Source organism: Paenibacillus arenosi, assembly GCF_014841135.1.
Taxonomy (GTDB): domain Bacteria; phylum Bacillota; class Bacilli; order Paenibacillales; family Paenibacillaceae; genus Paenibacillus_B; species Paenibacillus_B arenosi.
Window position 1 is genome coordinate 37,967 of the sequence record NZ_JACYTN010000029.1, and the last position, 15,375, is coordinate 53,341.

Sequence of the window (15,375 nt, forward strand, 5' to 3'; positions counted from 1 at the left end):
TTGGCGTTACGATTTGGACGTTCGTGTTTGTAGTTCAGATCGGCGTGACGGCCTTGTTTTTCTCTTGGCTCGTGGTCGTTAGATAAAGGAGGAATAAATGATGTATAAAGTTGTATTTTTTGATATAGATGGAACGCTGTTGAATTCGGAAGGAAGTATTCCACAATCGGCCAAAGAAAGCATTGCGCGCTTACAGCAACAGGGAGTAGAGACGGTTATCGCAACGGGACGGACCCCATATGCTTTCAAATGGATAAGAGAAGAACTGAATATTCATTCGTACGTTAGCATGAACGGAAGTTACGTCGTTCGAAATGGGGACATTATTATTGATGACCCAGTCTCTGCTGAAATGTTGGATAAAATAAGCCGTTCTACTGGTGCAAGAGGACATGCACTTGGTATGGTTGGAACCGATAATACCGCAGTATCACTTGCTAATGAGCGAGTAACGGATTCGTTTACGGAATTCGGCATTGAGATCCCTTTAGTCATGCCAGAATACTACCATGAGCATGCTGTATATCAAGGATTGTTATTTTGTGAAGAAGGGGAAATGAGCGACTATGTAGAGGAATTCCCGCAGCTGCGCTTCATTCGTTGGCATCCGCTAGCTGTTGATATTCAGAATGAGGGCTGCTCGAAAGCCTCAGGCATCGCAGCCTATTTGCAAGTAGCAGGATTACAACCTGAGCAAGCCGCTGCCTTCGGTGATGGATTGAATGATTTGGAGATGCTTCAGTTCGTAGGAGCGGGCGTTGCAATGGGGAATGCGAAGGATGAAGTAAAGCAGGTGGCGCATCGCCTTACGGCAGCTGCCCATGAGGATGGTATCCGCAAAGGGCTAATCGATTTACAACTTATCGAAGCGTAGGCGTAGGAAGTGTGGCATGGCGCATGGCATAGGGCGTTGCGTTGGCGACCATCCTATCGCATTTCATTTTATCGATGAGCATATAGACCGGGTCTGAATCTAAATCTAAATCTAAACATTGATGGATATTCTTCTTTTTTATTCTACATGCTACATTTTAAATCAATACTGAGTGTCCTCTTAAGAAGGAAAATGACGAAAAGTGTCCTTCCAAAAGTGGACACCTTTTTTTAAAAGAATATACACACTCTTCAAAGGGGGATTAGCATATATAGTTGCTGGTGAAAATTTTTCACTATATATTGTATGCTTTGTAATGGGTATGAACCATTGTTGATTGGCTGTTTGATGTCCACCTTTGCATGGACAATTATAATAATTGTCTTTTTGGAGTGTACAAATTGTGCTATGATTCATGTAGTAATTCAACAGGTTAGAATGAAGTTGACGTCATCATTTTTTGTATGCTTGAAAGATATAGTCATTTTGTACAGTCGCAGTTTTTGGTGTTATCGATAACCTCGTAATGTTTGATTGCGTAATTCCTCATTCAACTAATTTTAACTGAATATGTGATGGTTCCATTCATGATTGAATTTTCTTGTTTATGGAAAAGGTATATCTGTCATTTTTCAACAGGACATTTATCTTTGACGAATGAAGGAAGAAAGAGTACCATCAACATAATGCAGGGAATGCGAACGGGTAAGTTATGGCATAGTAACTACTGGAAACATATCGCGTCACAGGACAAACAATTGACGCTGGTACCGGCATTTTATTATAATAGTAAACATTATTTTTGAGGGGGCACATGAATGAGCAGCAAGCCACAAGAGATGATTATCGTTCTTGACTTCGGTGGTCAGTACAACCAACTTATCGCTCGTCGTATCCGCGATCTAGGCGTATATAGCGAGTTGATGCCGTTTAACACTCCAGTAGAAAAAATCAAGGAATTGAATCCGAAAGGTATCGTATTCTCCGGTGGTCCGGCGAGCGTTTACTTAGAAAATTCCCCAGTTGTTGATACGGCTATTTATGACTTGGGTCTTCCTATTATGGGGATTTGCTACGGCATGCAACTGATGTCTCATCAGCTTGAAGGTAAAGTACAGCGTGCAGGGAAGCGCGAATATGGTAAAGCAGATGTCGTGTTCCAACCGGACAGCGCGCTTGTTAAAGGTTTGGAGTCTAACCAAACAGTTTGGATGAGCCACAGTGATCTCGTTGTGGAAACGCCAACAGGTTTCCGTGTTGACGCAAGCACAGAGCATGCGCCAATCGCAGCGATGAGTCATCCTGAGAAAAATTTCTATGCTGTTCAATTCCATCCTGAAGTGCGTCACTCTGTGTACGGAAATGAAATGATCCGCAACTTCTTATACGAAGTATGTCAATGTGAAGGCAACTGGAGCATGGAAACGTTCGTAGAGGACAAAATCCGCGAAATCCGTGATACAGTTGGCGACCGTAAAGTACTTTGCGCATTGAGCGGCGGTGTAGATTCCTCTGTAGTTGCTGCGTTGATTCACCGTGCTATCGGCGATCAGCTTACTTGTATGTTCATCGATCATAATTTGCTGCGTAAAGGCGAAGCTGAAGGCGTTATGGAGACATTCACAGGCAAGTTTGATATGAATGTTATCAAAATTGACGCTCGTGAACGCTTTATGAGCAAATTGGCAGGCGTTTCTGACCCTGAACAAAAACGTAAAATTATCGGTAACGAGTTTATTTACTGTTTCGATGAAGAGTCTGCGAAACTTGGCGAATTCGACTTCTTGGCACAAGGTACGTTGTACACGGATATCGTAGAGAGCGGTACAGCTACTGCTGAGACAATCAAGTCTCACCATAACGTAGGTGGATTGCCAGAGGACATGAAGTTCCAACTTATCGAGCCTCTTAACGCACTCTTCAAAGACGAAGTTCGTAAAGTGGGCGAAGAGCTTGGTCTTCCTCGTGAAATCGTATGGCGTCAGCCGTTCCCAGGTCCGGGTCTTGCGATCCGCGTATTGGGCGAAGTAACAGAGGACAAGCTGGTAATCGTTCGTGAATCTGATGCGATCCTTCGTGAGGAAATCGCAAAAGCAGGTCTTGATAACGAGATTTGGCAGTACTTCACGGCGTTGCCTGACATGAAGAGCGTCGGCGTTATGGGTGACTCCCGTACGTATTCCTACACAGTAGGTATTCGTGCAGTAACATCCATTGACGGTATGACGGCTGACTGGGCACGTATTCCGTGGGATATTCTTGAGAAGATCTCCGTACGTATCGTTAACGAAGTTGAGAACGTCAACCGTATCGTGTACGATGTAACGTCCAAGCCACCTGCAACGATTGAGTGGGAATAGGAATAACAACAATAGAACCGCTGGATGCCTATGTAGGTATTCGGCGGTTTTTTTGTCTTTTTGTAGAAATGTCACGGAATGTGGACGGCTTATCAGCATTCCATTCATAGATATTTAAGCGATGAAAAAGTGTAGAAACTTGTCAGTTTAACGGATAAGTGAATCTAAAACACGAACGTAAACATTTTAAATTTTGATAATGTTCGGATTTTGCGTTGACATAAATCGTAGTCGCTCGTACAATAGGAGTAGATAATTTCATATCGTTTTTTCGTATAATTTCGGGAATTGGCCCGGAAGTTTCTACAAGATTACCGTAAATGATCTGGCTACGAAAGATACAGGTGTACGCGTCATGCAGGTTCACATGATGTGGATGCAGCGTTAGTTCACCTCACCTTACTCTTTGTCTCCTTTGTCTATTCCTGCAATTTTGAATAGGCGAATTGTCTGTACATGCGTGCTAGCTATATATACATGTACAGGGTGCACACAAATGTATGTTTTTCATATATTTGCGCAGCATGGGAGTGGATAAGTGTATCTGTTGCGTAGTCAGAACTTGAGAGCTTCATCTCAAGTTCTTTTTTGTTTGTCAGGGGAGCATTACAAGAGGGACAGTACACAAAACAGGGGTATTATGGGGAGGATGTAACTCGGATGGAACGCTTCTTCAAGATCAAGGAGCACGGCTCAACGGTTAGAACCGAGATTATGGCAGGTATTACGACGTTTATGACGATGGCTTATATACTCGTCGTCAATCCAAACATTTTAACGGCATTCGGTAAGACAGGTATGGAATGGTACCCAGTCTTCTTGGCAACAGCGATCGCTGCAGGAGTATTTACGATTGCGATGGGTATTTTCGTTAACTTCCCAGTAGCAGTAGCACCTGGTATGGGCCTGAACGCTTACTTTGCTACTATCGTAGTGTCGACCGCATCGACGGGACAACCTGTAACGTGGCAGATGGCGCTAACCGCCGTATTTATTTCGGGAATTATCTTCTTCTTATTAACGATTACGCAAATTAGACAGATGTTAATTGATGCAGTACCAGATGGTTTGAAACATGCAATTACAGTTGGTATTGGATTATTTATTGCAATAGTAGGTTTGAAAAATAGCGGATTGCTAACGGTGTCCGTTGAATCGGTGAAAGATATTCCGGCAGGAACATTCACTCCTGTATTAGGATTTGAAACAGTATTCGGACTTGGTCAATTCACATCGGGTCCAGTGCTACTTACGATAATTGGTTTGGCTCTCATTTCGATTCTTATGGTGCTTCGTGTACCGGGTGCTATTCTCTTCGGAATATTAGGTACAACGGTAGTTGGTATTTTCATGGGTGAGGTGAACCTTAGCAGTCTGTCAGATACTTCGCAGACGCCATGGATTCCTAACTTAGCAGAGTTGCAAATGTTCCAGTTTGATTTCGCTGGCATTATGGGTGTAGGTATCGTGTCTATCATTTTGACATTCACATTCGTAGAATTGTTCGATACATTCGGAACTTTGATTGGAACAGCAAACCGTGCTGGTTTTATGAAAAATCCAGTAGAAGGAAAGAAACGTGTCGGTAAAGCGATGTTCGTAGATTCCATCGCAGTAAGTGGTGGTGCGATGTTGGGCACGTCAACGGTAACGGCTTATGTAGAAAGTTCGGCTGGTATCGCTGAGGGTGGACGTACAGGTTTAACAGCAGTATCTACGGGTGTATGCTTCTTGCTAGCCTTGTTCTTGGCACCAGCAATTGCGATTATTCCGAGTTCTGCTACAGCTGCTGCATTGATCGTTGTCGGTGTACTTATGATGCAGTCTGTAAATGAAATTAACTTCAAAGACTTGGTTATTGGTATTCCGGCCTTTTTGACAGTTACGTTTATGCCTTTCACATACAGCATTGCAAATGGTATTTCGTTCGGTATTTTATCCTATGTGCTGCTTGCATTCGTTGCCAACGTTTCGGGTAGAGGAGAGCAAAAATACAAGATTCACTGGTTGATGTGGGTATTGTTTGTTCTCGTACTAGCGCGTTACGTATTTATGCAAGGTGGTCACTAAGAACGGGAAGCGAGATTGCAACTTTAGGTCTAAAGCTGCAATCTCACTTTTTTCTCTAGTGTGATACCGATAACATAATCTATCATTCCGTATGTATGATATCGTTAACAAATTTTACTACATCCAGGAGGGGTTCTACTTATGAAAAAAATCGCTTCTATTCTTGTACTTGTACTTGCGCTAAGCACGATGTTGATGGCTTGTTCGAATGATTCTGCGGCGAATAAGCCGACTGAGCTAGTCATTTCGACATGGGGCTTCTCAGAAGATGTAATGAAGAAAAATGTGTACGAGCCATTTGAGAAGGAACATAACGTCAAAATCGTTGTGGAAACGGGGAATAACACCGACCGTTTAAATAAAATTCGTCAAGGTAGCTCCAAAGTAGACCTCATTTATTTGTCTGATTACTATGCAATGCAAGGAATTGAAGAGGGACTTTTTGAGAAGATCGATCGTAAGAATATTCCGAATATTGATCAACTGTACAACATTGCCCAAGCACCTCTTGGTGAGGACTGGGGACCGGCACACACTGTAGCGCAGTTAGGTTTAGTAATAAACATGGAAGAAGTGAAAATGAAAGTAGAATCATGGAGTGATATGTGGAAGCCAGAATTCCAGAACAAGATTGCACTGCCGAACATTACGATTACGAGTGGGCCGATGTTGATGGATATGGCGTCCAAGCATGCAGGCAGCACAGATATGAATGCAGATGCGGCGTTCAAAGCACTAAAAGAAATTAACCCAGGTGTTGTGAAGTATTATTCGAAGTCAGCGGACTTGTCTAATATGTTTGCGCAGGGTGAAGTTATTATTGCTCCAATGCAGGATACGTTCTTCGGTAGTGCGAAGGAGGCTGTGCCAAGTGCAGCGTTCATTACACCGAAAGAGGGCGCATATGCATTATTGAACACGGTCAATGTTGTAAAGGGATCTAAAAATAAAGAGCTAGCTGAAAAGTTCATCAATTGGCATATGAGTGAGGAAGTTCAAAAAGCAAATGCGCTCGATAAAGTCGATGCTCCTTCTAATAAAAATGTAAAGCTTACTGAAGAGCAAGCATTTGGAATGACATATGGGGCAGAAGTTGTTGAGAATTTGAAGACACTTGATTTGAAAATGGTCAACGAGCAGATGGCATCTTGGATTGATCGTTGGAATCGTGAATTAGAGTAGCAATCGGTGTATGTACTAGAGTGAACAAAGTGTAAATATTTTCAATTCATTGGTCACGAGCCTCTTTTCCATGTATAATCATCGCGACCGTGCATGGTCGAATGGCAGCGAAAGTTGTCGATAGAGATACGACATAGGAGGCGAAACAAAATGAACGAACAAATGACGGAAACACGAGCAGAGGAAATCGCAACAGGAGCTGTTAAAACAGGAAGTTTACAGCCGCGTACACCGATTTTCCTTGATGTAGATACAGGTGTGGATGATGCGCTTGCGATTATGTTGGCAGTAAAAAGCGGAGCATTCGATATGCTCGGCATCACGACTGTGAATGGCAACGTATCACTATCTCAAGCGACGTTAAATACGCGGAAAGTGCTTCATGTACTAGCGGAGGAAGCGAAGCAGAAGGGGCGCGATGAAGAAGCAGAAAGCATTGCGAACATTCCCGTTATTCCGGGAGCGGATCGTCCATTGCGTCGCCCTCAATATTTCGAACATCGCGTGCATGGTAATGACGGTATTGGTGGTGCGTTGGCTGATCTAGAACTGCCGCCAATGCGTGCTTCGAAGCAGGCTGCACTTATTATGGTAGAAATGATTAAGGAACGTCCAGGCGAAATTACGCTCATTATGACAGGGCCGTTGACCAATCTAGCATTGGCACTGCGTGCATGTCCTGAGCTGCCAACGCTCGTGAAGGAAGTTATTTTCATGGGAGGCGTTGTTACCTCATTCGGTAACGTTACACCTACGGCAGAGTACAACATCTACGTTGATCCTGAAGCGGCACGCAACGTTCTGCAAGCTGGCTTCAATATTACGATGGTTGGACTTGATGTAACGCGGCGAGCGCTGTTGACTCGAGAGCATATTGAATCGATGGGCGATGCTCCGCTAGCTCCACTGGTGTATGACTGTACTCGCGATTATATGGACATGTACGCGAAGCGTTACGGGCATCCTGCTTGCGCGATGCATGATCCATTTGCAGTAGCTGTAGCAATTGATCGTACTGTAGCAACTACCGAGCATTTGTATGTTGATGTGGAAGTGAACAGCAACTTGTGTGATGGACAGACAGTGGCGGATTTCCAAGGGCGCTGGAACAAGGAAGCTAACGTGCATGTCTGCATGGACCTTAACCAAGAAGCATTTATTGAGCGTTTCTTACATGTACTAAAGAGATAGTGAAGATCGAAACGCAGTGAAGCTTTGTTCGAAACGATTGTTCACGACTAATAATAGAATAACAAAATAGAAGAATAGAACAGAGAATATATCGATATGAAAGAGATATGAGGTTAGAAGAATTAGAAGAGGTAGAAGTCATCTTAAGCAACTTACTATGATAGCAAATGGGAGATAAGCAGCGATGAAGAAAGTACACCTCTGGCTCTTACTACTGCCAGGACTGTTATTTTTGACAATCTTTATGATTATTCCAATCTTTATGACGATTGGCTCCACCTTCTATCATGAAGGCGAGTTTACGGTTGATGGATACGTGAAGCTGCTCAGCGATCCCTACATGCTGAAGATTCTTGGGACAACCTTGCAAGTGAGCTTCGTGACGACGCTTGTTTGTATTTTGCTAGGATTCCCGACAGCTTACTATATCTCGAAAACGAAAGCGAGAACGAAAGGCATCTTATTGATGTTGGCACTGTTCCCACTCTTAACAAGTGCGATTGTGCGTTCATTCAGTTGGATGGTTATCCTTGGGAAAAATGGCTTAGTGAATCAGTTCCTGCTTGGCATCGGTCTTATCGATGATCCACTCAAAATTTTGTACACGCCGACAGCGATGATGATAGGAATGATTCATTTGTTCCTTCCATTAATGATTATTTCGCTCGTTGGTGTAATGGAGAATATTGATGGCGACCTGCTGCAAGCGTCTGAATCACTCGGAGCTTCGCGTTGGAAAGGCTTCATGAGCATTATCGTTCCTTTGTGTGTACCGGGCCTTATTGTAGGCAGCATTCTCGTATTTGTAGGAAGTTTGACGGCATATACGACACCGCAGTTGTTGGGCGGCAAGCAGCGTGTGATCGCGACATTCCTTTATCAAAATGCGATGACGCTAAACGATTGGTACATGGCTTCGGTTATAGCGACCGTTATGATCGTGATAACGTTTATCATTATTGGGCTCATGAATCGTCTTGCCCGCAAATTGAATCCGAAGGGGTAGCGCAACATGAAGGACAAACATCGCGGTCTCGCTCTGTTTACGACGCTCGTCTTTATCTTTTTGCTCGGACCGCTCGTCATTATTATCGGAACATCATTTGGAGACAGCTCTGTGTTGAAGTTTCCGCCAGAGGGGTTCTCGCTGAAATGGTATAAAAATATTTTCGAAGTCGACATGTTTATGGAGACGTTCAAAGTAACGATGGGCGTTGCCCTGCTTGGTAACTTAATCGCTCTCTTATTAGGGGTTCCGGCAGCATATGCATTAAGCCGCGGTCAATTTCGTGGTAAAGAGTTTCTGAATTCGATCTTTATTTCCCCGATATTAATTCCGGGTGTAGTCATGGGCTTCACGATGCTGAAATTTTTGGTCGTACAGTTTAATCTTCCTATTTATACAAGCTTGCTAATCGGACATATTGTGCTAATGCTACCGTTTATTATTCGCGTCATCGGTTCAAGTCTTTCGAACTTTGATTACGCGGTAGAGGAAGCAGCCATGAGCTTAGGCGCGAGCCGCTTGAAGACGTTTTTCACGGTCGTGCTGCCGAACATTCGCTCAGGTCTAATTGCAGGTGTGCTGCTCGCTTTCTTGGAATCGTTCAATAACGTGGACATTTCCGTATTTATGACGGGTCCGGGTGTGAGTACCTTGCCAATTCAGATGCTGACTTACGTCGAAAATTATTTCGACCCGACGATAGCGGCGATATCGGTACTGCTCATGGTGCTGACAGGATTGTTAATGGTCATGATCGAGCGCTTGATGGGATTGTCTTATTTTACGAACAAATAACGGCTCAACATCGGAGGGACTACGGACGTGGAATTGTTATCGCTTAATGATATTTCAGTTGCTTATGAAAAAAATCTCATTCTAAAAAACTTCAATCTTCATATCGAAAAAGGCGAGTTGATCTCGCTGCTCGGTCCATCTGGGTGCGGAAAGACGACGACGCTGCGTCTCATTGCAGGATTCCTGGAAGCGAAGGACGGACGCTTTATGTTCGAAGGCAAAGACTACACGCGTGTGCCGGTGAACAAGCGCAACTTTGGATTTGTATTTCAAAGCTATGCATTGTTCCCGCACATGACCGTATTCGATAATGTCGCTTATGGCTTGCGTCTGCGCAAGGTGAGCAAGGACGATATTGCTAAACGTGTAACGGATATGTTGAAGGTCGTTAGCTTGGAAGGCTTCGAGAAGCGCTTCCCTGGTGAACTGTCCGGTGGACAACGTCAACGTGTTGCGATTGCGCGAGCTTTGGTTATTCAACCAGACCTGTTGTTGTTCGATGAACCGCTCAGCAACTTGGATGCGAATCTTCGTGTGAATATGCGCGTAGAGATTCGCCGTATCCAGAAAGAGTTAGGCATAACGACGGTATATGTCTCACACGATCAAGAAGAATGCTTCTCGATCTCTGATAAAGTCGCCATTATGAATCAAGGGGTCATTGAGCAGTTGGATGCGCCGGCTGTAATTTATAAATATCCGACGACTGAGTTTGTTGCTCGTTTTATCGGCTTCCATAACTTTATTGATGTTAATGGGCTGAAGGTCAATGGGGAGCAAGTGACAGCAGATTGCCCGCAAGGGTTGAAGCTCAGTCTTGTTCATCGTTCGGGACATCCGATAGTAGAGCAAATGAAAGCAGCGATTCGTCCAGATGATCTGCTGATTGCTTTACAAAGTGAGCTATCGAACGGGCTTGGTGGATTGACGGCGGCGGAACTTGAAACGGGTTGGAATGTGGTTGCCGGTCGTGTTAAGGTAAGTACCTTCTTAGGTCGCAGTTATCAATATGAAGTAGAGACTGCCCTAGGCACCTTTACGGTAAATCGTGAAATGGAAGCGCCGTTCGAAACGAATGCAGCTGTTCAGCTCATACTACCGAAAGAGAAGGTTGTACTTGTTCGTACTAAGGTATAGACCTAATAACTAGTTGAACCACTCGATTATTATGTACGATTTAGATTGACGATCATGAAAAACCTGCAATATTGCATTCTTTTATGGTCCATAGTGGCGCTACATGAGAAAAGGATGCAAATGTGCATCCATATTAGTTCAAAATGGATGATTCTGCTTTGTTGGGGCTACATTCCTGCAATAATCTCGCAGAAGACCGAGGGGAGAGCTTGCTCTTCCCTTTTTTCTTAGCTTAAGTTCGAGAGATTGTATCAAATTACTTCTAAATAGAATCCCTTTATACTCAATTGTAGTTTTGTAGAACATTCAGTTAATAGATTTTCGAAGACTCTCAAAGGCGTTTAGTCCAAAGATTCATGCATGTGAACAGGAGGCAGCGTAGAAGATGTCGGAACGAATAAAGATTGATTTGTTGATTACAGATGTGCACATATTCAATGTATATATGAAGCAATTTATTGCAGGCAATGTTGCTGTGCTGGATGGACGCTTTTTGTATGTAGGTGCTCGAGGAGAAGAGACATTCGCGGCGCAAGAAGTTGTAGCAGGCAATGGACGGCATCTAATTCCCGGACTCATTGATATTCATTTACACATTGAAAGCTCAATGATTACCCCGGCAACATTTTCTCATGGCATTATTCAAAATGGAGTGACGACAGTTGTGTCCGAACCACATGAGATGGCTAATGTATTTGGTCTTGAAGGGGTACAGGAAATGATTCGAGCGAGTGAAGAATGCGCAGCTGATATTCTCTATGCCATTCCTAGCTCAGTTCCAGCAACACCGTTGGAAACGACAGGTGGTTCCATAGAGATTGCGGATATCGATAAACTCTTGCAGGATGAACGTGTTGTCTGCCTAGGTGAAATTATGAATTCCGTAGATGTGCTGCGTGATCCAGATTGTAAGACGAATCAAATTTTAACACATGTTCGGACGCACTATCCTCATCTCGTAATCGAAGGGCATACGCCGAAGAAGCTTGTTGATTTAGAGCTGGCGCGTTTTATGTTTGCAGGGGTTGATTCGGACCATACGGAGCAAGAAGTTGATAGCATGCTTGATCGAATGAGGAACGGTATGTTTGTAGAAATTCAAGAGAAGGCAATGCGACCAGACATTATGCGCATTCTTATAGAAGAAGATGTCGCAGATTTGTTCTGCTTCGTGACGGATGATGTGATGGCGGATTCGTTCGTGCAGGATGGGCATTTGAATCATCTCGTTCGTAAAGCGATAGCGATGGGAATGAGTCCAGAGCGAGCTATTTACTGTACGACATATACGCCCGCACAGCGTATGCGCCTTCATGATCGTGGGACAGTTGCACCGAACAAGTTAGCGGACTTTGTCCTGTTGTCTGATTTGAACACATTCCAGATTGATGCAGTCTATAAACGCGGTTGCTGTGTATATGATGCGAACCAACCCAATAAGCAGAAGCGGGTAGAAGGTCAATTCCCAACACACTTCTATCAAAGTGTACAGCTATCTCCTTTGCTGGAGGATGATTTCACAGTAGTTGTAGCTGGAGCTAGTGGCGGTGATGGTGATGTTGCCGATGATGTGTCTGGAGTTCAGGCTAAGCATCTGTCTAATGGCGTTCATAAGTGCCGTGTTATGGAAGTGTCCAACGGGACGACAACAACGAAGGAACTGCATCGCGAAGTTGAAGTGCAAGATAGTGTGCTGCAATGGGAGTGGGCTGAAGGGCTGGGACTCGTCGCTACATTTGAGCGCTACGGTCGCAATGGCAATCGCGCCTATGGTTTGATTACAGGTAGCACCATTAAGCGCGGCGCTATCGCGACGACTTATTCGCACGACAATCACAATTTGCTTGTCGTCGGACATAATGCCGCAGACATGGTGCTTGCGGCCAACACCGTTATCGCCGACCAAGGTGGCTTCTGCGTCGTGGCGGATGGCCACGTCTTGGCCCATGTACCGCTGCCGGTTGGCGGCATCCTTTCCGAGGAGCCGCTCGAAACGTTCGGCCCAGCGGTCAAACGCCTTCGCGAGGCGATGGAATCGCTCGGCTACGAACACTACAATCCGATCATGTCCATCAGCACGCATTCGCTGCCGGTCAGCCCGGCCTTGAAGCTGACTGACTTGGGACTGATCGATGTGCATGCCGGCACGATTGTACCCTTGCTCGTCGAATCGTAGTAAGCGTCACGATGAGGTGTAATGGCTCAAGTTTCATTGACCTTTAGCCAAAGCCACCTATCATTAATCACGTGCTTATTTCCTGGCGCATATAATAGGAATGGAACAGTGCACTTGCTCTTCCGTATCTTGGTATGCTAATATAAGTTTAACTTTTAGAGAACGGAGGGTTCCTGATGATTAACAAGGCAGGCTTCCAATTTGGAAGAACTCGATTGAACGTTTGTGACACTAACTGAATAGTGCTCAATGGCTCTGCCTAGATGCAGAGTAATCGGGATTGGTCTGCCTATTTTTAAGGAACCCTAATCGCTTTAACGCAAGAAGAGGGTGGGGACGAATGCACTCTCTTTTTCTATACCCTTAACTATAGATTGAATATCTGGTGTTGAGCATACCGCCTCTTGCCTGCATGTCTTTATAGATTACTATGAAGAATTCATGTATGGTGAAGTGGATCTATTGTGTGTGCGTGTGAACCATATACAATGAGACTCGTATGTTCTCCCTAGAAGACCAGCGTCTTCGCTAGGCGATTTCTTGCTGTCCACTCATGATCAGAGTGTGAGACAGGGGAGCTTGTCTGCGTTGTCGTATATATTCCGTTTACTCCGATCACAGGCATATGCCTGTGTTTTTTATTTGCTCATAAAGCGTGAGTAGTTGGGAAAGCTTGTTTTGAACTACTCCATAATTGTGGTTATTCAAAAAGTAATGGCTTTTGTACAGCTACTTATATTGAAAGTAACGGGAGATGATTATATGAAAGAACTTATAGAACAGCAGCAAAAAGCAGTGATCGTCGGTGTGAACCTGAACCACCAAGCGGATTTTGAATATTCCATGGAAGAACTCGCTAACTTAGCAGCGGCATGTAATGTCGAAATTGTAGGCAGCATCATTCAAAATTTAAGCCGAGTAAATACGTCTCATTATATTGGAACAGGTAAGCTAGAAGAAGTGCGGGCTCTCATGGAACAACAAGATGGAAATCTCGTCATTTTCAATGATGAATTGTCTCCATCCCAAATTCGTAACCTGGAAGCAGATCTGGACTGTAAAGTCATCGATAGAACGATTCTTATTTTAGATATTTTCGGTGAACGTGCGCGGACGAGAGAAGCACAGCTTCAAGTCGAAGTAGCTCAACTGCAATATATGCTTCCTCGATTGGTTGGTTTGCGTGAGTCGCTTGGACGCCAAGGCGGCGGAGTAGGCACAAAGAACAAAGGTGCTGGTGAGAAGAAGCTGGAGCTGGACCGTCGTAGAATTGAAGAAAAGATCAGTATTTTAAGTAAAGAGCTAGAAGTGTTGGTTGCTCACCGTCAGACGCAGCGCAAAAAGCGTAGAAAGAGCGAAGTTCCGGTTGTGGCGCTTGTCGGTTATACGAATGCCGGTAAATCTACGGTTATGAATACGATGGTGGAACTATTCACGGAAACGAAAGATAAGTTTGTATTTGAAAAAGATATGCTATTTGCAACGCTCGAAACCTCTGTCCGCAATATTGAGCTTGAGGACAATAAGTCATTTTTGTTGACGGACACAGTTGGATTCGTAAGCAAGCTGCCGCATCATCTAGTGAAGGCTTTCCGTTCTACATTAGAAGAAGTAAAAGAAGCGGATTTGCTCATCCATGTTGTTGATTTCTCCAATCCTGAGTACGAGCAGCATATCCGTATTACTAATGAAACCCTGCAAGCGATCGGTATTGAAGATCTTCCAATGATCTATGCTTACAATAAAATCGATCTTCATGAAGGAGATACGCCAAGCACAAGTGAAAGCAACATCTATATGTCTGCGAAAAAGAAGCTGGGTGTTGAAGAGTTAATTCGAGCGATACGCCAAAATGTATTCAAAGACTACGTACGTTGTGAAATGCTTATCCCTTATGATCAGGGCAGCGCGGTATCTTACTTGAATCAAAATGCTACTGTCATCGAGACAAGTTATGAAGAGGAAGGTACGAAACTGACGTTGGAATGCAGACAAAGTGATTACAATAAGTTTCAGGACTTTATTGTTAGTGAATAAATAAGGTCCATTATAGTTGAAAAGCATAATGTATCTATTGAAGGAAAATAGGTAAGTGATTATGGCCGCTCTAGTGTAGAGGTGATGTTGCAGAATAAGAGATGTATCTCGAATGCTCGCGAACACACTCTAGCTGATGCGGCTATTTCATTACTTTTATACAAAATGTAATAATCTGGTTTAATAAAAGATGTTGCCTTTCTGTTGGGAGCGTGATATATTTATATTCCGCCACTGAGAGGTGCGGTTGAGACAAGCCTAATAGAAACAAGCTGAAGTTAAGTTCGAAACTAAACTTCAAAAAAATTTTTTAAAAAAGCTTGACTCGAAATAAACAACATGATATATTATAAGAGTTGCTGCTGAGAAACGCGGCGAACGAGAGCGAAAGAAAACGAGTCGATAAGATGAGTGATCTGAGCGAAATTGTTCTTTGAAAACTGAACAACGAGTGAAACGTTTGATATAAGAAATTCAGCAATGAATTTCGTCAGCATTACAAATGAGCAAGTCAAACACTTTTATGGAGAGTTTGATCCTGGCTCAG

Annotated in this window: 10 protein-coding genes and 1 riboswitch; all 10 genes read left to right on the top strand. The window is 43.8% G+C overall.

Annotated features, from left to right (window positions below; translation table 11 throughout):
* Positions 1-97: 97 nt before the first annotated feature.
* Positions 98-874 (top strand): Cof-type HAD-IIB family hydrolase, encoded by a 777-nt coding sequence (locus IFO66_RS21365; RefSeq protein ID WP_192027063.1) that lies wholly within the window; start codon positions 98-100, stop codon positions 872-874.
* A gap of 818 nt (positions 875-1,692) precedes the next feature.
* Positions 1,693-3,234: a glutamine-hydrolyzing GMP synthase gene (gene guaA / locus IFO66_RS21370; protein ID WP_192027064.1), complete on the top strand. Its 1,542-nt coding sequence runs from the start codon at positions 1,693-1,695 to the stop codon at positions 3,232-3,234.
* Positions 3,235-3,485: 251 nt separating this feature from the next.
* Positions 3,486-3,586: riboswitch (purine riboswitch) on the top strand.
* A 308-nt stretch (positions 3,587-3,894) separates the two neighbouring features.
* Complete coding sequence (locus IFO66_RS21375; RefSeq protein ID WP_192027065.1) at positions 3,895-5,304, top strand: NCS2 family permease; 1,410 nt, start codon at positions 3,895-3,897, stop codon at positions 5,302-5,304.
* Between the two features lie 141 nt (positions 5,305-5,445).
* Entirely contained in the window at positions 5,446-6,486 is a 1,041-nt protein-coding gene (locus IFO66_RS21380; RefSeq protein WP_192027066.1) for an ABC transporter substrate-binding protein, read from the top strand.
* Positions 6,487-6,636: 150 nt separating this feature from the next.
* Positions 6,637-7,677: a nucleoside hydrolase gene (locus IFO66_RS21385; protein ID WP_225445965.1), complete on the top strand. Its 1,041-nt coding sequence runs from the start codon at positions 6,637-6,639 to the stop codon at positions 7,675-7,677.
* Positions 7,678-7,861: 184 nt separating this feature from the next.
* The gene (locus tag IFO66_RS21390; RefSeq protein WP_192027067.1) at positions 7,862-8,683 is read left to right on the top strand and encodes an ABC transporter permease; all 822 of its coding nucleotides are present in this window, start codon (positions 7,862-7,864) and stop codon (positions 8,681-8,683) included.
* Between the two features lie 6 nt (positions 8,684-8,689).
* Complete coding sequence (locus tag IFO66_RS21395) at positions 8,690-9,478, top strand: ABC transporter permease (protein WP_192027068.1); 789 nt, start codon at positions 8,690-8,692, stop codon at positions 9,476-9,478.
* 27 nt (positions 9,479-9,505) lie between these two features.
* Entirely contained in the window at positions 9,506-10,615 is a 1,110-nt protein-coding gene (locus tag IFO66_RS21400; RefSeq protein WP_192027069.1) for an ATP-binding cassette domain-containing protein, read from the top strand.
* Between the two features lie 397 nt (positions 10,616-11,012).
* Positions 11,013-12,791 carry an adenine deaminase C-terminal domain-containing protein gene (locus tag IFO66_RS21405; RefSeq protein ID WP_192027071.1) on the top strand — a complete coding sequence of 593 codons (1,779 nt, stop codon included), beginning with the start codon at positions 11,013-11,015 and terminating at the stop codon, positions 12,789-12,791.
* Between the two features lie 762 nt (positions 12,792-13,553).
* Positions 13,554-14,828, top strand: coding sequence for a GTPase HflX (gene hflX, locus IFO66_RS21410; protein WP_192027072.1), 1,275 nt, complete (start codon positions 13,554-13,556; stop codon positions 14,826-14,828).
* The last annotated feature ends 547 nt before the right edge of the window (positions 14,829-15,375 follow it).